The sequence below is a fragment of the Blautia sp. HA3515 genome (genome assembly GCF_059933065.1).
This window is the reverse complement of record NZ_JAYFUY010000044.1, coordinates 1-23,360: the sequence shown is the minus strand read 5'-3', so window position 1 is coordinate 23,360 and position 23,360 is coordinate 1. Positions and strand designations below refer to the sequence as shown.

Genomic DNA, 23,360 nt, shown 5'->3' with positions numbered 1-23,360 from the left:
CATGGATGTAGGACGCAGAGCAAAACAGTTTGCTCCATTTGCGGCACTTCGTGGATTGGATGAAACAATCCGGCAACAGGAAATCATTTATGAACCGAAAAGAGATTTATCTGAGGAAAAGAAAAATGAGCTGGATATGAAATTAAGGATCCTGGCATATGGAATGAAGATACAGGCAACTTATTTTCAAAAGTCATGGAAGAATCCATTAATTGGTCAGTACCATACATTATCTGGAACCGTAGAATTTTTTGATCCATCAGTCCACTTACGGATTGATGATACCGAGATCCAGATCCAGGACATCTGTGATCTGACTGGTGATGTATTTGAAACTATTGAAATATCATGTTAATTAATCACAGCGGAATTTTTTATACCGGAAAGAGTGAGTGGTAGCTGGTGAAAGGATAAAAAAGGATGCACAGATCGACAAAGCAGATCTGATCAGAATAGAAATCGTGCTGTTCGTGTAGCTTTGGCACTTACGGAATGGATGGCATGATGCTCATAAGGCGGATTTGATTTCCCTTTGGTCCGTTGAGTAATAAATGGAGAATATCTTATTGCTTAAAGGAGGAAGCCTATATGGGATCAGGTGCTATTAAATGGCATGTACACTGCTCTGTATGTGGAGCATTTATTGAAAAGAGCGCACAAAGCGATTCAGAAGTGGAGTGCAAAAAATGTCGCAGTACATTGGAGATATTTGTAAAGGATGATATGGTGTCGGTTCGTCCGATCCATATCCGAGATGAACAATTAAAGTCCAGGATGCGGACATATTCTCGAAAGATGATGAATCAGGGATCATAACAGAATAGAATGATCTGTCTGTAGTAGGCGTTGGATTTGGCAGGAACCATCAAGAACGCACCAGACAGCAAGAGTTTGTCAAGGAGCTGAACCTGACTGGAATCACTAAGAGCCCGGCAAAACATTTACGGATACACTGCAAGATCAGAAGTATTTTCTGGTTTTGGAGATTGTTGAAGTATTTGTTTTGTCGGGCTTTTTTGACGTATTTCGAAAAATTTTTCAATTTTTTTGTCGTACCCCACTGTAAAACAGGCTCTCAGCGTTTCGTTATATAGAGGTTGAATTCTTTTTTGCAAAAATAATTGTAAATAGAGATTTTGATAATATGACACAAAGGAGGAAGCAAAGATGACTGAAATCGAATACCAGGAATTTGTAAGGCATTGTCCTTACGATGCTATGGGCGATTATTCCATGTTTCGCAAAGAGCAAACAGAGAATAAATCAGAAGATGCACATAGCAACTGAATAAGCCAGGCAATCTGGCAAACTTAATCTAAACGCAGATACATGCGTTACACAAGGAGTCGCGCACTCCGCGTTTTCTAAAAAAAACGGGTGAGTCTCGCTGACCTCTTGTGCTGCAGTTCTTTATGTCTGTGCAGGAATTTCATAAAAGATGGAATGGACCACCCGGAGCCGAAAGGCAGAAAAGGTGGTCTTTATGTTGACATTAAAAGAACTGAAGAAAATCGTGAAAGTTGCTGATATGGAGAAAAGAATCCCAAGCGTGAAATCCTTGAAGGAACACAAAGTTGTAGTAAAGGAAATGATCAATGCAGATACAACAATCTCTGTTTATGATCACGGATATGTACTTTATACAGCGGGAAATCAATCAACCGTATTTCCACTTCATAGTTGTGATGATTATGAATATGTAAGTGTAACTGGCGATAACAAGGAATTAAATAAAGAGTTCTTTGATAATGAAAACTGGTATATCCGTCTGCTGATGGAGGCTGAAGACCGTATGGAATATAGTCAGAGCAAAGTCAAATCCAATCATGGTGTATTTTCTAACAGCGATGTTACAGATGATGCGGATATTATGAGAGGATCTTCAAAAAATTTTGTTGACGATGTTATCGACAGAGAAATTCTGAATGCTTTGATCAAGGAGTTAACAGAGAGACAAAAGACGGTACTCAATCTGGTTTATTTCGAAGAAATGCGCCAGCAGGATATCGCAGATTATCTGGGGATCAAACAGCAGAGTGTAAATGATCTCCTGGACAGGGCATTAAAAACGATGAAAAAAAAGGCGGAAAACGAAGAATTTTAAAAAAATTTCAAAAAAATTGAATTAGACCACTGTAAAACAGGCTCTGAGCGTTTCGTTATATGAAGGGTTTTACACAGAACACCTTCATGTACCTTGAAAAATGAATAGCCTGCCCGGAGTGATATTAGGTTTGAACATGCATAGAGCGAAAAGCGGCGTGTCTGCTAGAAGAAAACGTATCAGAGATGGAAACTGATATAGGAACGGATCCGGGAAAGAAAAACAGGAAAACGCTTAAATCTTAAATCAAAATAAAATGTCTGAATCTGAAAAGAGGATGACAGTAGAAATCATGTGGCGGTATTTGTGACAAACAGGTACCGCCATATATTTGTGCTGTTATCTCAGCTTGTGCTGACTGTCCCAAATAGCGCAAATTTCAGGAAAGGAGGCGATCATCTTCGTATAAAAGATAATATGCAGAAACTAACAGATAACCATACACAAAAGAATCAGAAAGGAAGGATTTAAGAGAATGAACGTGAAAAAGAAAGCACGCAGGGTGATGTCTGGTTTACTGACCGCAGTAACGGTCCTATCGACGGTACTCTCTCCCACAGTTGCTTATGCTTCTGATGATGCCGGATCTGTAAAAAAGATTCCGTATTATGAGGAAATCAAGGATCAGCTGGATGAGGATGAGGTGGTAACTGCAAAGGATTATGAGATCAAGGTTGGAGAAAACTTCGATGTAAAGAGTGATTATACCGGTCTTACGATCCAGGATGACAGCAAAGTAAAAGTTACATTTCAGGAAGCAAAAGATACGGACGGGAATGACTTTTCTACTGATTATGCCAATTCCTATAAAGCAGTCTATTATGTAGAACCACAGACAACGGATCATCCAACTTACCAGATCAATCGAAAGATCGTGGTAAAAGAAGCGGATCAACAGAAAAATTCGCAGTCAGAAAGTTCTTCTGATCAGGATGCGGGTTCTTCCGATAAGACAGAAACAGAGGATTCTGAGGCTGACTCGTCTACAGAGGAAACTGGTGCTGCTGACACGGAGAGCAAAACAGAACTGACAGAAAAAGAATTTGATGCAGAGATCGAAGCAACGGAGGATCAGGAGACCGTTGATCCGGAAACTGGGATCACACTCTCAGAGGTTATGCAGGAAGCTGTTGACCAGGAAGTTGCTCTTGCAGATCTTGAAGCAGGCGAAAGTATTACTTTCGATATGCCAATGATGCTTGCTTCCGGTGAAACAGGAACAAAATCAGTCACTGTTACAGCCGGTTCCTGGTACTATTACGCAGACTATGGATTAGGTTCTTATCTGACTTGTCCATATTATGTGAAATGGGGAAGCATCAATGCGACAGCATACTGTGTCGAACCATCTAAAAAAGGACCGGGAAATGGAACTTATACGATCCAGAAACTTGCCGATGGAAAGACACTTGCAAAGGTCTGCTATTACGGAACAAAAGCAAGTGATGAGAATGGTTTCTTCGATGAGAAACATCCGGATTTCCCGGCAGGAAAGAGATTCATCATTACCCATATCGCAGCGGCTTATGCAAATGGATCCAGTGACTGGGCATCCGGAACCAATGCAACAGGAAAGAACCTGGCAATGGAGCTTTACAATTATTGTGTAAATATGCCGGACATTCCGTCTGTAGATATGAGCTTTTCCGAATCTAATGTAAAGGCTTATGTGGAAGGAAACAGCCAGCGAACAAGTGTGATCACATTCAAAGCAGATAAACTGCAGACGATCACTTTCAAGCTGCCGAAAGGTGTAAAACTTGTAAATGTGACAACCGGTAAAACCAGTGCTGCAGGGGCTAATGTGGAGATTTCCGGTGGTACAAAGTTCTATCTGACAGCACCACTTAATCAGGCTGAAAATGTCAGTGCTACATTTTCTTCTAAGATGAAAGGAAGTATTGATAAGGAATATTCAGCCTATAAGATCACAACAGGATCTGGAACACAGGACCTGGCTCTTGTTTTCGGTGAAGGTGTCGGAAATGAGAAATATGTGGACTTTAAAGTAACCTGGACAAAAGAATGCAAGGTATCCATTGTAAAGAAAGACCAGGATACAGGAAATGCACTGGCTGGTGCAGTGTACGGGATCTATTCCGATGCTGCATGTACAAAGCTGATCGCAAAGATGCCTGCAACTGATCAGAATGGTGCTTCACAGCTCACAATGGAGAAGACACAGGAAGTTGTTTATCTGAAAGAAATCTCTGTTCCGACAGGATATCAGATCGATACAAAGTCTTATAATGTGACTCTTACTATCGGAAAGACAACGAATAAAAATGTAACAGACAAACGTGTAAATGCAAAAATCAACATTGCAAAACAGGATACTGAGACAGGCAATGAAGCACAGGGTGATGCAACACTGGAAGGTGCAGTATATGGCCTTTATGCAAGGGAAGATATTGTTCATCCGGATGGAAGAACCGGAACAATTCATAAGAAAGACAGCCTGATCACCTCCCTGACAACGGATAAGAATGGCGAAGCGTCTGTATCGGATCTCTATCTTGGAAAATATTATCTGAAAGAGCTTAGTGCTCCGGTGGGATACGTACTGGATCCGACAGAGCATGATGTGGACTGTACTTACGAAGGTGCTACTGTCCCGACAGTAGAAAGAACTTCTGTATGTAAAGAAACCGTCATTAAGCAGCCGTTCCAGATCATCAAGGCAGCAAACAACGGAAAAACCGATGCAGATCTTCTGCAGGGAGTCGGTTTTTCAGCATGGCTTGTCAGTAATCTGAAAGTAAAAGCAGATGGAAGTTATGATTTTGATTCAGCCAGACCAGTCGTACTGACTGCAGATGGACAGACAGAAATGTTTACCGATGAAAAAGGATATGCAAAATCGATTCCGCTTCCATATGGAACTTATGTGGTAAGAGAAACTACAAGCAAACACAACTATGCACCAGTTGATGATTTTGTAGTGAAGATCACAGAAAATCATCCAGATACACCGCAGACATGGCGAGTGCTTCTGGACAAAGAATTCAAAGCAAAATTAAAGATCATCAAAAAGGATGCAGAAACACAGAAATCTGTACTCCTGGCAAATACTGAATTCAAGGTATACGACCTGGATAACCAGAAATATGTGGAACAGACAACATCCTATCCAAAGCCGACGATACACAAATCTTATTTCACAAATGAGGAAGGATACCTGGTACTGCCGAGAAATCTGAAACCTGGCAACTACCGGATTGAAGAAGTGACAGCACCCGATGGGTACACAATATCCAAAAACTATGTGACAGTTGCAGTTGATACAGATACTGCTTATCTGACCGATCCTGTCACAGGAGATGCAGTCATTGATGTGGAATATACCAATGCCCCAGTCAAAGGTCAGTTAAAGATCTATAAACAGGGTGAAGTGTTAAAAGGATTTGATAAGGATTTCCAGTATGAAATGACTGGACTTGCAGGAGCAGAATTTGAAGTCTATGCGGCAGAGGATATTTATACTGCCGATCATCAGGTAGATGCAGATGGACAGAGAACTTTGTATTTTGCAAAGGATGCACTGGTAGCAACCGTCACAACGGATGCAGATGGTTATGCAACCGTAAAGAATCTTCCACTTGGCAGATACTATGTCAAAGAGAAGAATGCACCGGACACTTATGTGTTAAATACCGTGCCGGAAAATGTCGAATTTGCTTATGCGGATCAGGATACTGCAGTGATCGAGAAAGAAATCTCTGTCACAGACGAACGACAGAAAGTGTCGATTACTGTCGAAAAACAGGATGCTGAGACAGGCAATACAGTAGCCGGAGCAGTATTCGGTATTTACAACGCAAAAGACATCCAGACAAAAGATGGAAAAGTGATCGTCAAAGCAGATACTCTTTTACAGGAAATGACTTCTGATGAAAAAGGTCAGGCAGCATGTACACTGGATCTTCCACTTGGAAGCTATTATGTAAAAGAACTGAAAGCACCAGATGGATTCGTATCTTCGGATGAAGTACTGAGATTTGATGCTTCTTATCAGGGGCAGGATGTACAGACAGTAACATTAAAATCCGTAAAGAAGAACCAGCCGACAACTGTTGAGATCACAAAATCAGATGCAACAACCGGTGTAGAACTGGATGGAGCTTATCTGAAAGTAACGGATAAAGATGGAAATGTAGTAGATAGCTGGACATCTTCCAAAGATGCACCGCATGTGATCAAATATCTGAAAGTGGGTGAGACTTATACCCTACATGAAGAGTTTGCACCGCATGGTTATCTGGTAGCCAATGATGTGACATTCACAGTCAAAGATACCGGAGAGGTTCAGAAAGTGGAAATGAAGGACGAGGTACCGGTTGGTGAACTCATCATCAACAAAAAGGGAGAATTTCTGGATTCTGTTACACTGGCCGATAAGGTCAAAGGTGTGGTGGAACACATTTTAAACTATGTAACCGGAAAGCTGACAGATGTTACGTTTGAAGTCTATGCTGAGGAAGACATTAAGGCTGCCGATGGCGTCAGTGACGATTACTATAAAAAGGATGAACTGATTGCAACGATCAAGACAGATGAAACCGGTATTGCAAAACTGGAAAATCTTCCACTTGGTAAATACTATGTGAAAGAAACAGGAACTGCTTACGGTCATGTACTGGATGGTGAGATCCGTCATGTAGATCTGACTTACGTGGATCAGAATACACCAGTTGTAGTCTATGACAAAGACTGGCAGAACAACCGCCAGAGAGTAGAAGTCAGTGTACTTAAGAAAGAAAAAGATTCTGACCGTACATTGGAAGGCGCTATCTTTGGATTATTTGCCAAAGAAGACATTAAGTCTGAGACAACTGGTAAAGTCCTGATTGAAGCTGATGAGATTATTGAACTGAAATCTACGGATGAAGAAGGAAAGATCACATTTGTTGCAGATCTTCCAATAGGAGCAACTTACTATGTAAAAGAGCTCTATGCACCGGACGGATTCGTAACCAACGATGAAGGAAAGGAATTTACCTTTGAGTATGCAGGTGAGGATCAGCCGACAGTCACTTATGATTTTACCTTTGATAATCAGCCAACCGTCGTTGAATTTACCAAATCCAGTCAGCCAACCGGAAAAGAACTTCCAGGATGTAAGCTGAAAGTGGTAGATGCTGATGGAAATATCGTGGATGAATGGACTTCCGGTAAAGAAGCACATGTGATCCGTGAGCTGACTGTCGGAAAAGAATACACACTGGTTGAAACAAAACCTGCTGATGGTTACGTGACAGCTGAAAGCGTGAAGTTCACGATCAAAGATACTGCCGATGTGCAGAAAGTTGAGATGAAGGATGATGTGACGAAGGTAGAAATCTCCAAACAGGATATCGCCGGAAAAGAACTTCCGGGAGCGAAACTCACAATCCTTGATCAGGATGGAAAAGTTGTGGAAAGCTGGACCAGTACAGAGAAAGCACATTACATCGAAATGCTTCCGATCGGAAAATACACTCTCCGTGAAGAAACGGCACCGGATGGCTATCTGGTTGCAAAAGATGTGGAATTCGAAGTAAAGGATACCGGTGAAGTACAGCATGTAACCATGGTGGATGAGGAAAAACCGGCAGAAAAGACACCGGAAGGTGGAAAACCTGTCAGTGATTCACCAAAGACTGGGGATAACACCAATCTGTGGCTGTGGTTTATGCTTCTCGGCATTGGTGCGACTGGTACAGGAGCCCTTGCATTTATGAGAAAAAAGAAACACTAATTAAATAAGAATGAGCGTTCATGGAAACCGAAAGGAATCTGTGGACGCTTTTTTAGATGGGAGAAAGCATGAGAAATATCATTATTTTTGTTGCTCTTCTGGGAGCAGCGGCAATATTTACAGTTTTGTATTGTCTCATTGCTGCCGGAAGTCAGGCAGAGAAAAAACTGACAGAAATCATGAGAAAAGAGGAAGAACAGAATGAAGACTAATAAAAATCTGATCATAGAACCAAATGCAGCTATTGAGGGAAGAAAGTACAGCGAAGAAAAGCCATGGTCCTGCAAGTACTGTTACTGGTGGGGAGGAAAAAAGAAAGGCTGTAGCTTGAAACAGTGCCACTATTTGCTTCCTGAAAAGAAAAAGCAGTAAAAACAACATCATGTGGTGGCTGTCCGTATGGAAAACATGTTCCATGCATCGGATATTGTATTGCCCGTCTTTATTCTGAAATGAAAGGAAAGAAAGGACGTGGGTAATTGCAGGAAGAAGTAAATCAGAAAGTGATCAGCCTGAGCATCCAGGGAGCCAAGATCACTGCCAGTGTGCTAAAAGCAGCCCTTCGGAAGTTCCTGGAAATGGACAACCGCAGGAAACAGAAAGCAACGCAGGTGAAAATGGCAGAAAAAGAGCCGGACGGGCTCAGGAGAAAGGAAGGGAAAAAGCCCGAAAAAAGATTGAAAAGAAAAAGCCGCATGGAAAGCAGACCATCAAGCAGCTGAATGCACAGGGAGTACAGGCTTTCCAACTTAAAGATCACAGATGAAAATATCAAATCCTTTGACCGTGTGGCAAGAAAATATGGGATTGATTACAGCCTGAAAAAAGAGGTCGGTGCGGATCCACCGAAATATCTGGTCTTCTTTAAGGCCAAAGATGTGGACGTGATGACAGCGGCTTTCCGGGGATCTGCCAGGAGTGGAACTGAAAAAGAAACAGTCGAAGAAACCATCCGTCAGAAAGAAACTGCAGAAATCTGTAGAAAGAAAAGCAAAGCAACCGCCAGCGTGTGAAGCAGAGACAAAAATCCAGAGGTCAGGAACGATGATCCGGGAAAAATTACAGAAGATCCAGGTCAAACGGCTGGTGATCTTAAATCTCCCATATTTCTTTATCTTCTATGTGGCAGATAAAGGCTTCCTGGCTGCACCTGGCATTGCCTGGGAGAAAGCATGGTCCAGAGACTTGGCGTGATGTTAGTCAATTTCCGACTGGCATTTTTAAGCTGGCTGCCAAGTATCGCTTTGCAGGATCTTACAGTAGGTGTTCTGGTTGCAGGTGCATTAAAACTGGTGGTCTACTATCGTTCTAAAAATGCAAAGAAGTTCCGGCAGGGTGTGGAGTATGGCTCTGCAAGATGGGGAAACAGAAAAGATATCGAACCCTTCATGGATCCGGTCTTTGAGAACAATGTCATCCTCACAGAAACAGAACGTCTGACCATGAACAGCCGACCAAAAGCACCAAAGTATGCCAGAAATAAGAATGTGATCGTCATCGGTGGTTCCGGATCCGGTAAGACAAGATTCTATGTGAAGCCGAACCTTATGCAGATGACAGATCACGTATCCTATGTGGTCACTGATCCCAAGGGAACGATCATTGTTGAATGCGGGAAGATGCTGGTAAATGGAGGCTACCGAATCAAGGTATTAAATACGATCAACTTTAAAAAGTCCATGCATTACAATCCGTTCCATTATATCCGGAGTGAGAAAGATATCTTGAAACTGGTCAATACCATTATTGCAAATACCAAAGGTGAAGGTGAAAAATCAACCGAAGATTTCTGGGTGAAGGCTGAACGTCTTTTGTATTCTGCACTGATCGGATACATCTGGTATGAGGCACCAGAGGAAGAACAGAACTTTTCTACTCTGTTGGAATTTATCAATGCCAGTGAGACCAGGGAGGATGATGAAGAGTTTAAGAATGCAGTAGATGAATTGTTTGAAGAACTGGAAGCAGAAAATCCGGAACACTTTGCAGTAAGGCAATATCGCAAGTACAAGCTTGCTGCCGGTGATATATGCTCTAAGTGACTTCTTAATCATGATTTTGTCGTGGTTAGTGAAGCAATCACTAAGAGCATTTTTATTTCAGGAGGTACAGCCATGAGAGAAATGAAAAAATTACCCCACTGTACGAGCGCCTGAGCCGGGATGATGAGTTACAGGGCGAGAGCGATCTCCATATCCAACCAAAAGCAAATGTTAGAGGATTTTGCCCGCCGGAGATCGACTCCCAAACCCTACGCACTTTACCGATGATGGTATCTCAGGCACCCGTTTTGACCGCCCCGGATTTTTGGCGATGATGGAGGAAGTGGAGGCAGGGCGTGTAGAGGCAATCGTCATCAAGGACATGAGCCGGTTGGGGCGCGACTATCTAAAGGTCGGTCAGGTCATGGAGGTTTTGCGGCAGCGAGGCGTTCGTCTGATTGCCATCAACGACGGTGTGGACAGTCTGAAAGGCGATGACGATTTTACCCCGTTCCGCAACATCATGAATGAATTTTACGCCCGTGATACCAGCCGGAAAATTCGCTCTCTGTTTTAAGTCAAAAGGCATGAGCGGCAAGCACCTGACCGGCACTGTGATTTACGGCTACTTATGGGACGAAAAACGGGAGCATTGGCTGGTAGATGAGGAAGCTGCCGAAGTGGTACGCCGTATCTTTTCCCTCACGCTGGAGGGATATGGGCCTTATCAGATCGCTTGCAAGTTGTCCGCAGACCGGATTGAAATTCCTGTCGTACACCTTGCCCGATTCAACGAAGGTGTGAACCGTTCAAAGCCGGTCAAAGACCCCTATGGATGGGGATCATCTACCATCGTGAACATTTTGAAAAAACGAGAGTATTTAGGGCATACCATCAATTTCAAGACCCGCAAGCACTTTAAGGACAAGAAAAGCCACTATGTTTCTGAGGATGAATGGACGATCTTTGAGAATACCCATGAAGCCATTATCGACCAGCAGACCTTTGATTTGGCGCAGAAAATCCGCAGCAATGTACGGCGTTATCCAAACGGCTGGGGCGAAGCGGCTCCCCTCACAGGTTTGCTCTATTGTGCCGATTGTGGCGGCAAGATGTATGTCCATCGCACCAACAATGGCAGGCGGATTTCTCAATATACCTGTTCCAATTATACCAAAATTCCGTGTGGGACACTATGCCCCACTCAACACCGTATCAATGAGAGCGCTGTTCTGACATTGGTTTCCGACACGCTCCGGGCTATCGCTGAATATTCCAGAAATGACCGGACGGAATTTATTCACACCGTTCAGGAAACGCAGGTTGCTCAACAGAGTGCCGATATATCGAAAAAGCGCAGGCGTCTGGCTGCTGCTCAAAAGAGAGCCGGAGAACTGGAAAAACTGATTTGCAAAATCTATGAGGACAATGCCCTCGGCAAGCTGCCGGATGCACGATATAGGGCGCTTGATGCACAGTATGCCAAAGAGCAGGACGCACTTGAGATTGAAATTGCGGAGCTGGAAAAGGCTGTTACCAGCTATGAGCAGAGCCAGAAATCCGCAGAGAAATTTATAGCCCTGATTGATAAGTATGAGAATTTCGACACGCTGACAAACACCATGCTCAACGAGTTTGTAGAGAAAATCCTTGTCCACGAACGCGCCCGAAAAGGCAGCCAGGACACCACGCAGGAAATTGAAATCTACTTCAATTTTTTAGGACGCTATATCCCACCATCCTTACAGCCGGTTCCTTTAACCCCGGAGGAACAGGAAGAACTGCAGAAAAAAGAAGAACGCAAGGACAGGCTTCATCAGAACTATTTGAAGCGGAAAGCCAGCGGCGCACAAAAACGGTATGAGGACAAAATCAAGGCGAAGAAAAAAGCGGAAATGGACGCTAAGAAAGCCTTGATCCGGGCTGAGGATATGAAAAAAGGTATTTTTTCTACTGTCGGACAGCTACCGAAAGAAGAACCGCGCAAAGGCAGCATAGCAGCCAGCGCAGCAGTCTGTAATCGTCACGAAGCGAAGGAGAATGGATATGAGTAAGTTGACTTACATTCGTTGTGGAGATTATGATATACCCAACCTAAAACTTTCTGAACAACCGGAAACTTCTATCGGCAAGTACGGCAGAAATCCGAAAATCCTACCTAAAGGAACATCGCCCCATTCTCTACAACCATCTGCTGATGAGCGAGAAGCTGTATCCACACCTGATAGAGATTGACCGGACAGCGCAGGAGCGTGTGGACACTATGTTGCCTCACATGATGGAGACTGCGGGTGTCACGGAAGAACTGAAAGCCTGTGACCCTATGCGTTGGGTGGGGCTGATGAACACATTAACGGCACAGATTGAGGAAATTTTAATCAGGGAACTGATTTGCAGCTGAATGGGAGGTGCGGGAAATGCTGACCTTTGAAAAGATTTTGAAAGTGTTTCAGGCATATCTGGATGATGATCCACTGTATGAGGTGGTTCAGACCAGCCACGGTTATACATTGATGGCGTGGGAACCCCACCGGAATGACTGGTACAGCGCTGAAATACAGAAAACCCCCGGAGGATTTACGGAACGCTTTGTTGGGTACATACGCCAACTTTCTGGAAGATAAGATTACTGGAAATGACCGTGACCTGACTGTGACAGAAACCGGAGAAATCCAGCAGAGGTGTCGGGAACTTTTGGAAAAGTGCCGGGAACCTTGATATAGAAATGCCAGAAGGAGGCCGCGATTATGCGTCCTCCTTCTGCTTCGCAGTCTGTTCCATTTTGAGCGCCCCGTCTATGGCACCTTCGATAATCGGCAGGTATTCTTCAGGGCAAAGCTTCAGCTTGTGGCTGACTCGTTGCCGCTGTTCGGCTTCTCTTCCCGCATGATCTCCGGGTTAAAATACCGTTCCACGGGAAGTCCGCAGACCTTAATCAACTGGATCATCACAGGCAGGCTCGGAATCGCACCTTGATTCTCAATATTGGCAAGATACCGCCATTCGATCCCAACCATTTCTGCCAATGTTTTTCGTGCCAGACGCTTTGCCTCTTCGTGCAGCTTTGACATCTGCGCCGAAGGATTCAAAACCGGGACGATCTTCAACTTTCGCCATATAACATCACCCAGCTACATTGTATAATTCATACTTTGCCCGTGGAATGTTGCTACATGCAGGTTAGTTGAAGTTTATAATTCATATCCCGTTTTCTTGCATTGTTCGAAAAAGAGAACTATAATGTACTCTGTGGAGGTGCGAAATGGACTATATGACATTGAAAGAGGCCGCCGAAAAGTGGGGCGTGACACCTCGTAGTGCAAATTATTATTGCGCTGGTGGGCGTATCTCCGGCGCTGTGAATATGGCTGGTGTTTGGCTGATCCCAAAGGACGCGGAAAAGCCGACTGATAGACGCAGAAAGGAGTTTCAACATCAATAATGTTTTAATTATCGAAGATGATAAAGAAATTTGCGTTATGATAAAAGACCATCTGGAAAAGTACAATTATCAAGTCTTCTTCACACTTACTGGTGCAAATGCGATTGAACGTATAAAAGAATTATCCCCGGATTTAATTATTTTAGATTTAATGCTTCCTTTTATCAGTGGAGATGAGTTAATTAGAAATATCAGAAAATTTTCAGACGTACCTGTAATTGTTGTTTCTGCAAAAAGTTTAACATTCAACAAAGTCGAACTGCTACGCTTGGGTGCTGATGACTATTTAACAAAGCCGTTTGATTTGGACGAATTACTAGCGCGAATTGAACGCAATTTGCTAAGAAGTCAAAAAGATACTCCCAATCTTTGTTTGACCTTTGGAGAACTTTCCATTAATACATCTTCAAAAATAGTTACTGTTGCAGACGAAATTATTGTGCTTACAGCAAAAGAGTATCAACTTGTAGAACTACTGGCGAAATATCCTGATAAAGTTTTTTCTAAGCAAAATCTTTATGAAAGTATTTGGCAAGAACCATTTGCAAGGGATAATGATGTCATTAACACACATATAAGTAACTTACGAAAAAAATTAAAGGGCGAAGGCTGCCGAATTAAGACCATATGGGGCTTGGGTTACCGATTTGCAAAGTGAGCTTTAGATAATCTTTAGCTTTACCTTTAGATTATTCAAGGAATTGTCTGCGATACTAAATAACAAGAAAGGAGCTGTGAAAATATGAACGTAACAGTTTTTGAAGCTATCAACATCACAAAAAAGTATCGCAATACACTAGCCCTAAATCAAGTATCTATGTCTGTAATGCAAGGAGATATTTATGGGTTTATCGGAGAAAACGGTGCCGGTAAAACAACAATGATTCGTTTACTAACCGGACTGGCGGAACCTACTACTGGCAAAATTGCTTTATTCGGTGAAAGCAATAAGAAACTTGCAAAGCAGCGTGATCGCATTGGCTGTATTATTGAGAGCCCTTCTCTTTATCTTGATATGACAGCCTATGAAAATTTGGAGGTACAACGTTTGCAACGCGGTATTCCAGGAAAAGGTTGCATTGATAATGCTTTAGCATTAGTTGGTTTGAAAGATACCGGAAAGAAAAAAGCAAAAGATTTCTCTTTGGGTATGCGGCAGAGACTAGCTCTCGCAATCGCTTTGCTTGGGAATCCTGAATTTCTCGTACTAGATGAACCAATTAACGGACTAGACCCTACTGGAATTATCGAATTAAGAAACTTACTCAAAAGACTAAATAAAGAACGTGGAATCACTATTTTGATTTCAAGTCACATTCTCACGGAACTTCATCAATTAGCAAATAGATATGGTATCTTACATGAGGGGAAACTTTTACAGGAAATTACCGCTACAGAGTTAGACAAACGCTGCAAAAAGCATTTGTTGTTGCAAGTGAATGATGTAGCTGCTGCTAGTGTTTTATTGGAAAGCAAACTGAATACTTCAAATTTTACTGTTATGCCAGACAAAAGTATTCATCTATATGATTATGTTGAAAATGCCGGAAAAGTATCAGCGTTGCTAAGTGCAAATAACATTACGATTTACCAGTTAGCACAATCTGGAGATAGTCTTGAAACTTATTACACTAATTTGATAGGAGGGTGCCAAAATGATTAACCATTTTAAAGCTGAATTTTATAAATTGCGTCACTCAAAGATATTGATAACTATATTAGGCGTATGTGCGGCGGTTATAATGGTCTCTTTTGCACTTGGTGACATGACTTTTTTTGGAGCCGGAGATGGAACAGAAAGTGTAATCGGATTTCAAGCTAAGTGTTATCTATCTAGTGAAATACCAACGTTTCAAACTGTTGCCCGCTCATCTCTTGCATATACAGCCTTTTTCTGGATTATTGGCATTTTATTTGCAACCATATTTTTTACAAAAGAATATAATACGGGTACAATCAAATTATCTGTTGCATACGGCACTAAACGAACTATTCTCTACTACACCAAAGCGATTACAATATTGGTGGTGTCTCTGATAACGTATCTGATTTTTGTAGCTACATTTTTCGTTATTGAAATCATACAATCCGGTTACATTCCAACTGCGAGTGAAGTAATAAACCTTTTGGGATGGGCTCTTGCTTGCGGAACGGTTTTATTAGCATTAGAAAGCATTTCTATTTTTTTATGTGTCGTTATTCAAAATACAGGGATTGTAACAGGGATTTGCTGCTTATATGTATTCAGTGGAGCGTCTGTTTACTTAATGCTATGGAGTGATATGGAGACGGTTTCAATACCCTTAAAAATTTTTGTATATGGAAATCCTATGTACTATTGGATGAATTTCAGCTCTTGTCGCACAATGGGTATTATTGAGCATTTACCATTCTATTTCATAGGGTGCATTTCTCTTTTGATTGTTGGCGGTCTTATTATGATTAGAAAAGAAATCAAGTAAAAGGGAGGTAGAATATGGGTTGGGCGATTATGTTTCTTGTTCTGATAGCATTGGTCATTATCCTTTCAATTTCTTTAATTAACTGGAAAATACAGATATATAAAGTAATCGTCCAACTAAATGCTATTCTGAATAGAAAAACGAAAAAGTTAGTTACAGTGTCTTTATCTGATAGGCGGTTAGAGCATTTGGTTGAAATCATAAATCAGATTGTATCAAAAGATAATATTTATCTGGGCGAAATTCAAAAAAAGGAGAATGAATTAAAAGAGAATATTTCTTGCCTTTCTCATGATTTACGGACACCACTAACTTCCATTCGCGGATATTTGCAACTTCTATCAAGTGCGCCTGATGAAAAAAGAGCGGAATATATTTCAGCATTATCCGGAAAAGCATTGAGATTAGAACGTCTCATAGATGACTTTTATCAAATCTCTCTTTTAGAAGCAGGACAATATCCATTTTACTATGAAAAGGTTGAGCTATGCTCATTGCTTACTGAAATCCTGCTAGACAATTATTCGATTTTCAGCGTTAATGGAATTGAACCCCAAATAGAAATACCTAATATGGACATCTATCTTAATGCTGACAGAAAGGCGTGTATTCGCATTATACAAAATCTTATATTCAATGCGGTAACATCCACTACAAATAATGTTGTAATTCAACTAATTAATATTGCAGATTCTGTACAACTCTGTATTAAAAATCCTGTTGCATCTATTCCTACAGAAGAATATTCAAAACTGTTGGAACGCTTTTATGTAGCAGATGTTTCAAGAAGTAATGGTACGTCTGGACAAGGACTTTACATTGTGAAAAAGCTATTACTTATGATGAATTGTACAAATCCAATAATTGAAATACATGACCATAATTTTATGATTACGATTGATTTTTCGCCCTTACTCATAAAAAAATAATCTGCCGGACGACGGCAAAAGAAAAAAAGCCGTCGTAAAGCAGATCTATTAACGCGCCTATGCTATCTTCCGGCGGCTTTGAAAAAACAGAGCCGCCGTTTCTTTTTGCGAAAAGCAGAAACCCGACGACCTAACACCGTGTAAATCCACGGCGGCATATAGGAGGATTGCCGCCGTGTCTATGCTTGCCTTTTTTCACAGTACCCATGACCTGCACCAGCTAAAAAAAGTCTGTTCCCAGCAGCGGAGCAATGCGGTCAGAAGTATGCACTATACCATGTAACTAAACAGCAAAATATACTCTATTACGCTCGTATGGCTTTATGCCGTCCGAGCGCTTTTTTGTCCCTGTGGAGCCGGAACATCGGGTCAGCATGGCTCGAACTTTATCCCCGGTGCCGCTCCCCGCCGCCCCATTCAGATTTACCCAAAAAATCTGAATGGAGGAAAGGCAGATGGAAGTTACCATCAATTATAACGGACAAGCTGTGGCCGTGGAGGTTACGCTGGAAGTCTATGAATTTCTTGACCGGGCCGATCATAAAACGGAGAACCTGTTCCATGAACAGCGGCGGCATTGGGATGGCCGGGAGTTTGACGAGTACATCATTACCACCGAGGGCGTAGGGGGCTACGGCGAAACGCCGGAGGAATACCTTTGCCGCATGGAAACGCTGCATGAGTTGATGGCTGTTCTGGACACCTGTACCGAGGCCCAGCGCCGCCGGTTCCTGCTCTATGCGCTTGACGGGCTGAGCCTTGCAGAGATCGGTGTGCTGTGCGGCTGCTCCAAAGTGGCTGTTTATCAAAGTGTGGAAGCGGTCAGAAAAAAATTTATAAATTTCTTTGAGAACAGGCTTAACGAATGACCTGTTTTCTGGCTACCAAGTGAAAGGGATCATTTCCCTTATCTCAGCGAGGGGCGGACAGCGGACGAGCTGCCCGCCTCTCCAATTTTCAGGAGGTAAGCCTATGAAAACAATCAATCTGCGGTGGATGTATCCCCACTACCGGCATGACGAGTTTGTGGATGTTACGGACAAGGTATGGGCAGCGATGTATCAGGCCCAGCGGGAGATGGAGAACTATGAGCGTCGGAAAGTCTACCACCGCGCCTACTACTCTCTGGACGCATACAGCTGGCTGGAAAATTACGCACTGGAACACAGCAGATCGCCGGAAGATATTTTGCTGGAACGAGAAGAAATGACCACCCGCCTGCACCTGATTGCAGCTCTGCCTGCGGCTCTGGCTCATGCCACTCCGACACAGGCCCGCCGTGTTCACGCCTACTACATTGCCGGTATCAAGCAGCCGGAAATCGCCCGGAGAGAGGGTATCCATAGCAGTAAGGTCAGCGTTGCCATCCACCGGGGGCTGCGGAATATGCGCCGCTGCTATGATGACCTTTTTCAAACAGAGTGAGGGCGTGCCTATGCAGACCATCAATCTCAAACAATATTATCCATTTTGCAAAGAGGACATTTTTGTGGAGGTGTCCGATGAGATCGTCGAAGCGTTTCTTCTGGATAAGAGGGCCGAGGCCGCCAGAGATCGCAAGATGTTCCGGTATAAGGCGTTTTATTCCCTTGATTGTAACGATGGAATCGAAAATGCCGCCATCGGCTGGGCGCAGCCATCGCCGGAGGACTACCTGATAGAAAAAGAAGAATTAGCCGAATACGAAGAACTGATACGGCGATTGTACGAAGCCATTTCTTCCCTGCCGCCTATGCAGGCTCGCCGTGTCCACGCCCGCTATATGCTGGGTATGAAAGTGAAAGATATTGCCGCAATGGAGAGTATCACACCATCACAGGCGGGAAAATCCATCCACGCTGCACTGCGGAGGCTGCGCCGGTACTTTGCGCGTCAGAAATGGACGGTCAATCTATGAGTATTTCCAAAGAAAAGAGGTGCCTGACATGAACGAAAAAATTACAGCCCACCCCCAAAAAGAAGAACGGGAGAAAGTCCTGAAGGAGATCCGGCAGCTTGAAAACCGCAAGAAGATTTTAGAGAACAAGCAGCGGAATGAAGAACGCAGGGGTCGTACCCGCCGCCTGATTGAGCGCGGAGCCGTTTTGGAGGGGATTTTCCCGCTGGCTCCCGACCTTTCCGGCGCGGAGGTCAAAACATTTCTGATTGCCCTGTCCCATCTTCCGGGGGCTGCGGAATTGACTGCAAACCTGTCACAATCCGGGGACACGCCATAAGTCCCTTGTTTACAAGGGCGCACTTATACACCGTTGCCGGTGCTGTGCGCCCTGCCGGGGGCGTTGCGTACTTCGTCCGCGATGGGAAGCTACGCTCCCCAAACCCCTTGTGCGCTCTGCGCAGCCAGACACCCGCTTTGCGTATGCCCGGCTCCACAGAGCCTGTTATCCCCTCACTGAAAGGAGGTGTTCCCCATAGATTTCTGTCATATCCCCGTCAGTATCATCAAGCGCAGCGCGGGCCGTTCTGCTGTTGCCGCAGCTGCTTACCGCAGCGGAACCAAGCTGACAAATGAATGGGATGGAATGACCCACGACTACACCCGGAAAGGCGGCATTGTCCATGCGGAGATCATGCTGCCTGCCAACGCGCCGCCGGAATTTGCAGACCGTTCTATCCTCTGGAACAGCGTGGAGCAAATCGAGAAAGCAAGGGACAGCCAGCTTGCCCGCGAGGTTGAAGCAGCCCTGCCCCGTGAACTGTCCGGCGAACAGCAGCTTGCCCTTGTGCGTGCCTATGTGAAGGACAACTTTGTAGACAAAGGAATGTGCGCCGACTTTGCTATCCATGACAAGGGAACCGGCAACCCTCATGTCCATATCATGCTGACGCTCCGGCCTTTGAAAGAAAATGGACAGTGGGGCGCAAAGTGCCGGCAAGGCATACGATCTGGACGAGAATGGACAGCGTATCCCGGATGGGAAAGGCGGCTGGAAAAATCATCGAGAGGATACGACCAACTGGAACGATAAAGGGAATGTGGAGATTTGGAGGGCAGCGTGGGCGGCCTGCACCAACCGGGCGCTGTGAATCTGCCGGCAGACCGGAGCGCATTGACCACCGCAGTTACAAGCGGCAGGGCATTGATAAGATTCCGTCTGTCCATCTGGGGCCAGCCGCCAGCCAAATGGAAAAGCGCGGCATCCGCACCGACAAGGGCGAAGTAAACCGGCAGATTGCCGCCGACAACAAGCTGCTGAAAGAAATCAAAGCCCGCATTACCCGTCTTTATTACTGGTCGAAAGCCGAAGCGGAAAAACCACAAACACAGCAAAGCAGCTTGACCGCCTTGTGGGAGGCTCAGCAGCAGTTGAACGCTCCCCGCACCCGTACCGGAAAAATCCGGGCTTTGCAGGAAAGCGCTGCACTATTCAGCTTTTTGCAGGCAAACGGCATCCAGTCTATGCAGCAGCTTCATGAAAAAATCGCTGATATGAACAGCCGTTACTATGACCTGCGGGGAAAGATCGTCAAGGCTGAGCGCCGGATCGCCACTCTTACCGAACGCGGGGAGATGTGGGAACAGTACAACCAGTACAAGTCCATCCACAAACAGCTTGCCAAAGTAAAACCGGAAAAGCGGGAACAGTTTGAACAGTGCCACAGCCGGGAACTGATCCTCTATGACGCAGCGGCCCGGTATCTAAAGGAACTGAAAGACAGCGGTGAGGCAATCACCCCGAAGGCATGGCAGCGGGAAATTGACCAGCTGGCCGCTGGAAAGCAGACGGACACGCTTGCCATGAAATCCATGCGGGAGGATTTGAAAGCAGTGGAACGGCTCCGCAAAACCGCCGAGCAGCTGTCCAGACAGGAACGGGACAAGCCTCACGACCGGGAGCCGGATCGGTAAAGGATACTGCATTTTGGCATACCCCTGTCAAGTGCGTCGCATTTCACGACATACTTTTGCACACAGAAAAACCGCCGTACAGGTTTCCCCATACGGCGGCAGACTGTTTATTTGCCGAACAAGTCGCTGTGTGTGCCGGTGCGGGCCAGCGTCAGCACCAGAACATCATCTTCTATGCGGTAGACAAGCAGCCAGTCCGGGAGAATATGACATTCCCGATGGCCTGCCCAATCGCCGGACAGGTCATGGTCACGGTTCTTATCCGGCAGCGATTCGCCCATCGCCAGCAACGCTACGACCTGCTCCAGCACCTCAATCTTCAAGCCACGCTTGATGGCTCGTTTGTAGTCTTTTTTGAAACTGGTCGTGTACTTGACGGTATATTTGGTTTCTTTCATCTTTTCAGGTCAGCAAATAACTCGTCAAGGTCATTGTAGCCCTTTACAGACGGGTCTTTTGCAATCCTTTCCGCTTCCAGCATGGCAGCAACCGTTTCTTTGTTCGGCTGTTCCAGCCTTACCTCAAAGGGAATGCCGCCTTCACGAAGCGACTGGCGCACAAAGATGTTAAACGCCGTAGTCAGGTTCATGCCAAGTTCAGTAAACAGTGCGTCCGCCTGCGCTTTCAAATCTGCGTCCATGCGGATACTGATGTTTGTGGTATTTCCAGCCATACGATCAACCCCTTTCTGCTGGCAATTATAGTATATGCCATTTGCACGAAGAAAACAATACTTTGCACGAATATTTAACAATAAATTCATTTAAGGAGGTTACCGACTTTATGAAAGAAATCATTTATGAAGAACAATAAGTCTGAACCTATCCCCGTCATGGATTACCGCCAGTACCGCAGAGTGCGGAGGCTGGTGCATGAGTGCTGTAACTACATCGACGGAAACTGTATCGCCCTGGACGATGGGGAGGAATGTGTCTGTGTCCAGTCTATTTCCTACTCCCTGTTGTGCAGGTGGTTTCGGGCGGCGGTATTGCCGCAGGATAAGGAACTGGAAACGGCGCTGTTCCACCGGCTGAATGCAAAGAAATGCGCCGTATGTAGGGCGCTGTTTACCCCAGGTTCCAACAACGGGCCAAATACTGCCCGGAATGTGCCGCACGCATGAAGCGGATCAACGCCGCAAAGCGCAAGCGGAAACAACGGGAGAAATGTCACGCTTTAGGGGCTGAAAAACCCTTGTAAATCAAGGTTTTTTTCGAGGGTGTCAAAGGCAGGCTGATAGATTTATCCTCTGACCCCTAAAACGGCCTTAAAATGCGTACAGAATCCCAAGAGAAACCCCAAGGAGGAACCCTATGTCAGACAACCGAAAATATTATTACCTGAAACTCAAAGAAAACTATTTTGACGATGATTCCATCGTGCTGCTGGAAAGTATGCAGGATGGTGTGCTGTATTCCAACATTCTGCTCAAGCTGTATCTGAAATCGCTGAAACATGGCGGACGGCTTCAACTTGACGAGGACATTCCTTACACTGCGCAGATGATCGCCACCATTACCCGCCAGCAGATCGGCACTGTGGAGAGAGCCTTGCAGATCTTTTTGAAGCTGGGTCTTGTGGAGGTGCTGGACAGCGGCACATTCTACATGAGCAACATCGAACTTTTAATAGGCCAGTCCTCTACCGAGGCCGAGCGAAAGCGGGCTGCAAGGCTTCAAAATAAGGCGCTTTCTGCGCCCCGGACAAAGGTTGGACATTTCGTCCGACATTCGTCCACCAGAGATAGAGATAGAGTTAGAGAAAGAGATAGAGATAAAGAGAGAGATAGAGAAGGGACACCCCGCCCACGCCTATGGCCGTTACCTCGATGAATGTTTTCCTGACGCACGGTGGAACTGGCAGACTTACAGGCCAGCTTTCCCACTGTATGGGGCCAGTACATCGAAAAGCTGTCCGAGTACATGGCTTCTACCGGCAAGCGGTATCAGAGCCATGCCGCCACCATCCGGCGCTGGGCCGGTGAGGGACGCGAAAAAGGCGGCCCCGCCCACCCGCAACCGGGATTACAGCGTAAAGGAGGATGAAACCGTATGATGGAGATTACCGCAGAAATCCGGGCGCTGATTGACAAGGCAGCCGTCGGTATGGAACTGGCCGAAGGACGAGTACCGTAGACCCGGCAGACGGGCTCATTCACTGTAAGAAATGCGGCGGCCAGAGGCAGACCGTTGTGCCATGCTTCGGGAAATCCGGCTACTTTATGCCGCGCTGCATCTGCCAGTGCCAGCGGGAGGCTGAGGAGCAGCGCAAGGCTGCTTGAAGAACGGCAGCGCCGCATGGAGCGTATCAAACGCCGAAAGGCACAGGGCTTGCAAGACCGCTATCTCTATGACTACACCTTTGCCAACGACAACGGCGAAAACCCATTGATGGACAAGGCTCGCGCCTATGTGGAGAACTGGAAGGAGGCATATAAGAGCAATATCGGGCTTTTGCTGTTTGGAGATGTGGGAACCGGCAAGTCTTTCTTCGCCGGATGTATTGCCAACGCTTTGCTTGACCAGGATGTGCCGGTGCTGATGACAAACTTCCCCACCATTCTGAACCGCCTGACCGGGATGTTCTCTGAGGACAGGTCGGAGTTTATTGCCAGCTTTGACGAGTACGACCTGCTTATCATTGACGATCTGGGTGTAGAGCGCAGTACCGAATATGCTATGGAGCAGATGTTTTTCGTCATCGACAGCCGCTATCGCAGCCGCAGGCCCATGATTATCACAACAAACTTGAAACTGTCCGAGCTGAAAAAACCGCCTGATCTGGCCCACGCCCGTATCTATGACCGTATTCTGGAACGGTGTGCGCCGATTCTCTTTGACGGGAAGAATTTCCG

Annotated in this window: 21 protein-coding genes and 8 pseudogenes; 26 read left to right on the top strand and 3 right to left on the bottom strand. The window is 45.0% G+C overall.

The features are described from left to right. From R1Y93_RS03235 to R1Y93_RS03185, 11 genes and pseudogenes are all read left to right on the top strand, one after another. The coding region (locus R1Y93_RS03235; protein WP_003864619.1) for a hypothetical protein at positions 1–355 on the top strand (355 nt) is incomplete at its 5' end. A 233-nt stretch (positions 356–588) separates the two neighbouring features. Beyond that, positions 589–816, top strand: a complete 228-nt coding sequence (locus tag R1Y93_RS03230; RefSeq protein WP_005334838.1) for a hypothetical protein — start codon at positions 589–591, stop codon at positions 814–816. 667 nt (positions 817–1,483) lie between these two features. Beyond that, positions 1,484–2,104 carry a sigma-70 family RNA polymerase sigma factor gene (locus R1Y93_RS03225; protein WP_500821610.1) on the top strand — a complete coding sequence of 207 codons (621 nt, stop codon included), beginning with the start codon at positions 1,484–1,486 and terminating at the stop codon, positions 2,102–2,104. Between the two features lie 475 nt (positions 2,105–2,579). Next, positions 2,580–7,841, top strand: coding sequence for a SpaA isopeptide-forming pilin-related protein (locus R1Y93_RS03220; protein WP_500821609.1), 5,262 nt, complete (start codon positions 2,580–2,582; stop codon positions 7,839–7,841). Positions 7,842–7,909: 68 nt separating this feature from the next. After that, positions 7,910–8,053, top strand: a complete 144-nt coding sequence (locus R1Y93_RS03215) for a hypothetical protein (RefSeq protein ID WP_164492145.1) — start codon at positions 7,910–7,912, stop codon at positions 8,051–8,053. Then, entirely contained in the window at positions 8,043–8,213 is a 171-nt protein-coding gene (locus R1Y93_RS03210) for a hypothetical protein (RefSeq protein ID WP_500821608.1), read from the top strand. Before R1Y93_RS03215 ends, R1Y93_RS03210 begins: the two co-directional genes overlap by 11 nt. 107 nt (positions 8,214–8,320) lie before the next feature. Then, positions 8,321–8,889 (top strand): annotated as a pseudogene (locus R1Y93_RS03205) (PcfB family protein). Continuing rightward, a pseudogene (locus R1Y93_RS03200) lies at positions 8,886–9,865 on the top strand (type IV secretory system conjugative DNA transfer family protein); the annotation flags it as partial. The pseudogenes R1Y93_RS03205 and R1Y93_RS03200, both read left to right, overlap by 4 nt. Positions 9,866–9,972: 107 nt before the next feature. Beyond that, positions 9,973–11,877 (top strand): annotated as a pseudogene (locus tag R1Y93_RS03195) (DUF4368 domain-containing protein). After that, a pseudogene (locus R1Y93_RS03190) lies at positions 11,870–12,224 on the top strand (TnpV protein). Before R1Y93_RS03195 ends, R1Y93_RS03190 begins: the two co-directional pseudogenes overlap by 8 nt. 16 nt (positions 12,225–12,240) lie before the next feature. After that, on the top strand, positions 12,241–12,447 hold the full coding sequence (locus R1Y93_RS03185; protein WP_500821607.1) for a hypothetical protein: 207 nt from the start codon (positions 12,241–12,243) through the stop codon (positions 12,445–12,447). A gap of 216 nt (positions 12,448–12,663) precedes the next feature. Here the strand turns inward: R1Y93_RS03185 and R1Y93_RS03180 are convergent, their stop codons facing one another. Then, positions 12,664–12,912 (bottom strand): helix-turn-helix domain-containing protein, encoded by a 249-nt coding sequence (locus R1Y93_RS03180; protein WP_500821606.1) that lies wholly within the window; start codon positions 12,910–12,912, stop codon positions 12,664–12,666. 173 nt (positions 12,913–13,085) lie between these two features. Here R1Y93_RS03180 and R1Y93_RS03175 point away from each other — a divergent pair, with 173 nt between their 5' ends. The 12 genes and pseudogenes from R1Y93_RS03175 to R1Y93_RS03120 all read left to right on the top strand — a co-directional run bounded on the left by R1Y93_RS03175 (position 13,086) and on the right by R1Y93_RS03120 (position 20,506). Further along, the gene (locus R1Y93_RS03175; protein WP_500821605.1) at positions 13,086–13,265 is read left to right on the top strand and encodes a helix-turn-helix domain-containing protein; all 180 of its coding nucleotides are present in this window, start codon (positions 13,086–13,088) and stop codon (positions 13,263–13,265) included. Continuing rightward, a complete protein-coding gene (locus R1Y93_RS03170) occupies positions 13,231–13,923 on the top strand; it encodes a response regulator transcription factor (protein WP_500821611.1) in 693 nt (230 codons plus the stop codon). The genes R1Y93_RS03175 and R1Y93_RS03170 overlap by 35 nt, the downstream gene beginning before the upstream one ends. 84 nt (positions 13,924–14,007) lie before the next feature. After that, positions 14,008–14,928, top strand: a complete 921-nt coding sequence (locus R1Y93_RS03165) for an ATP-binding cassette domain-containing protein (protein ID WP_014081150.1) — start codon at positions 14,008–14,010, stop codon at positions 14,926–14,928. After that, positions 14,921–15,727, top strand: coding sequence for an ABC transporter permease (locus tag R1Y93_RS03160; RefSeq protein WP_014081149.1), 807 nt, complete (start codon positions 14,921–14,923; stop codon positions 15,725–15,727). Before R1Y93_RS03165 ends, R1Y93_RS03160 begins: the two co-directional genes overlap by 8 nt. A 14-nt stretch (positions 15,728–15,741) precedes the next feature. Then, positions 15,742–16,656: a sensor histidine kinase gene (locus R1Y93_RS03155; protein WP_014081148.1), complete on the top strand. Its 915-nt coding sequence runs from the start codon at positions 15,742–15,744 to the stop codon at positions 16,654–16,656. A gap of 455 nt (positions 16,657–17,111) precedes the next feature. Next, positions 17,112–17,525 (top strand): RNA polymerase sigma factor, encoded by a 414-nt coding sequence (locus R1Y93_RS03150; RefSeq protein ID WP_014081146.1) that lies wholly within the window; start codon positions 17,112–17,114, stop codon positions 17,523–17,525. A 103-nt stretch (positions 17,526–17,628) separates the two neighbouring features. Next, positions 17,629–18,081: a hypothetical protein gene (locus tag R1Y93_RS03145; protein ID WP_014081145.1), complete on the top strand. Its 453-nt coding sequence runs from the start codon at positions 17,629–17,631 to the stop codon at positions 18,079–18,081. Positions 18,082–18,091: 10 nt separating this feature from the next. Beyond that, complete coding sequence (locus tag R1Y93_RS03140) at positions 18,092–18,553, top strand: RNA polymerase sigma factor (RefSeq protein ID WP_044960469.1); 462 nt, start codon at positions 18,092–18,094, stop codon at positions 18,551–18,553. 28 nt (positions 18,554–18,581) lie between these two features. Continuing rightward, positions 18,582–18,872 carry a DUF3847 domain-containing protein gene (locus R1Y93_RS03135; protein ID WP_500821604.1) on the top strand — a complete coding sequence of 97 codons (291 nt, stop codon included), beginning with the start codon at positions 18,582–18,584 and terminating at the stop codon, positions 18,870–18,872. Positions 18,873–19,058: 186 nt separating this feature from the next. After that, positions 19,059–19,496: pseudogene (gene mobQ, locus R1Y93_RS03130) on the top strand (MobQ family relaxase); the annotation flags it as partial. 7 nt (positions 19,497–19,503) lie between these two features. Continuing rightward, complete coding sequence (locus R1Y93_RS03125) at positions 19,504–19,683, top strand: MobA/MobL family protein (RefSeq protein ID WP_500821603.1); 180 nt, start codon at positions 19,504–19,506, stop codon at positions 19,681–19,683. Then, positions 19,631–20,506 carry a MobA/MobL family protein gene (locus R1Y93_RS03120; protein ID WP_500821602.1) on the top strand — a complete coding sequence of 292 codons (876 nt, stop codon included), beginning with the start codon at positions 19,631–19,633 and terminating at the stop codon, positions 20,504–20,506. The genes R1Y93_RS03125 and R1Y93_RS03120 overlap by 53 nt, the downstream gene beginning before the upstream one ends. A gap of 107 nt (positions 20,507–20,613) precedes the next feature. On the opposite strand, the gene R1Y93_RS03115 is transcribed toward R1Y93_RS03120, so the two are convergent. Both R1Y93_RS03115 and R1Y93_RS03110 read right to left on the bottom strand, forming a co-directional pair. Beyond that, a complete protein-coding gene (locus R1Y93_RS03115) occupies positions 20,614–20,904 on the bottom strand; it encodes a type II toxin-antitoxin system YafQ family toxin (protein ID WP_500821601.1) in 291 nt (96 codons plus the stop codon). Beyond that, positions 20,901–21,179, bottom strand: a complete 279-nt coding sequence (locus tag R1Y93_RS03110; RefSeq protein ID WP_005924829.1) for a type II toxin-antitoxin system RelB/DinJ family antitoxin — start codon at positions 21,177–21,179, stop codon at positions 20,901–20,903. The genes R1Y93_RS03115 and R1Y93_RS03110 overlap by 4 nt, the downstream gene beginning before the upstream one ends. Positions 21,180–21,305: 126 nt before the next feature. Here R1Y93_RS03110 and R1Y93_RS03105 point away from each other — a divergent pair. The 3 pseudogenes from R1Y93_RS03105 to R1Y93_RS03095 form a co-directional block, all read left to right on the top strand. Further along, positions 21,306–21,706: pseudogene (locus R1Y93_RS03105) on the top strand (cysteine-rich VLP domain-containing protein). Between the two features lie 113 nt (positions 21,707–21,819). Next, positions 21,820–22,561: pseudogene (locus R1Y93_RS03100) on the top strand (phage replisome organizer N-terminal domain-containing protein). Beyond that, a pseudogene (locus R1Y93_RS03095) lies at positions 22,558–23,360 on the top strand (ATP-binding protein); the annotation flags it as partial. The pseudogenes R1Y93_RS03100 and R1Y93_RS03095, both read left to right, overlap by 4 nt.

Excerpts from the sequence above, each read along its gene's own strand:
- R1Y93_RS03230 (WP_005334838.1), top strand. The coding sequence starts at position 589 with ATGGGATCAGGTGCTATTAAATGGCATGTACACTGCTCTGTATGTGGA.
- R1Y93_RS03225 (WP_500821610.1), top strand. The coding sequence starts at position 1,484 with ATGTTGACATTAAAAGAACTGAAGAAAATCGTGAAAGTTGCTGATATG.
- R1Y93_RS03220 (WP_500821609.1), top strand. The coding sequence starts at position 2,580 with ATGAACGTGAAAAAGAAAGCACGCAGGGTGATGTCTGGTTTACTGACC.
- R1Y93_RS03215 (WP_164492145.1), top strand. The coding sequence starts at position 7,910 with ATGAGAAATATCATTATTTTTGTTGCTCTTCTGGGAGCAGCGGCAATA.
- R1Y93_RS03210 (WP_500821608.1), top strand. The coding sequence starts at position 8,043 with ATGAAGACTAATAAAAATCTGATCATAGAACCAAATGCAGCTATTGAG.
- R1Y93_RS03185 (WP_500821607.1), top strand. The coding sequence starts at position 12,241 with ATGCTGACCTTTGAAAAGATTTTGAAAGTGTTTCAGGCATATCTGGAT.
- R1Y93_RS03175 (WP_500821605.1), top strand. The coding sequence starts at position 13,086 with ATGGACTATATGACATTGAAAGAGGCCGCCGAAAAGTGGGGCGTGACA.
- R1Y93_RS03165 (WP_014081150.1), top strand. The coding sequence starts at position 14,008 with ATGAACGTAACAGTTTTTGAAGCTATCAACATCACAAAAAAGTATCGC.
- R1Y93_RS03160 (WP_014081149.1), top strand. The coding sequence starts at position 14,921 with ATGATTAACCATTTTAAAGCTGAATTTTATAAATTGCGTCACTCAAAG.
- R1Y93_RS03155 (WP_014081148.1), top strand. The coding sequence starts at position 15,742 with ATGGGTTGGGCGATTATGTTTCTTGTTCTGATAGCATTGGTCATTATC.
- R1Y93_RS03150 (WP_014081146.1), top strand. The coding sequence starts at position 17,112 with ATGGAAGTTACCATCAATTATAACGGACAAGCTGTGGCCGTGGAGGTT.
- R1Y93_RS03145 (WP_014081145.1), top strand. The coding sequence starts at position 17,629 with ATGAAAACAATCAATCTGCGGTGGATGTATCCCCACTACCGGCATGAC.
- R1Y93_RS03140 (WP_044960469.1), top strand. The coding sequence starts at position 18,092 with ATGCAGACCATCAATCTCAAACAATATTATCCATTTTGCAAAGAGGAC.
- R1Y93_RS03135 (WP_500821604.1), top strand. The coding sequence starts at position 18,582 with ATGAACGAAAAAATTACAGCCCACCCCCAAAAAGAAGAACGGGAGAAA.
- R1Y93_RS03125 (WP_500821603.1), top strand. The coding sequence starts at position 19,504 with ATGGACAGTGGGGCGCAAAGTGCCGGCAAGGCATACGATCTGGACGAG.
- R1Y93_RS03120 (WP_500821602.1), top strand. The coding sequence starts at position 19,631 with ATGTGGAGATTTGGAGGGCAGCGTGGGCGGCCTGCACCAACCGGGCGC.
- R1Y93_RS03115 (WP_500821601.1), bottom strand. The coding sequence starts at position 20,904 with ATGAAAGAAACCAAATATACCGTCAAGTACACGACCAGTTTCAAAAAA.
- R1Y93_RS03110 (WP_005924829.1), bottom strand. The coding sequence starts at position 21,179 with ATGGCTGGAAATACCACAAACATCAGTATCCGCATGGACGCAGATTTG.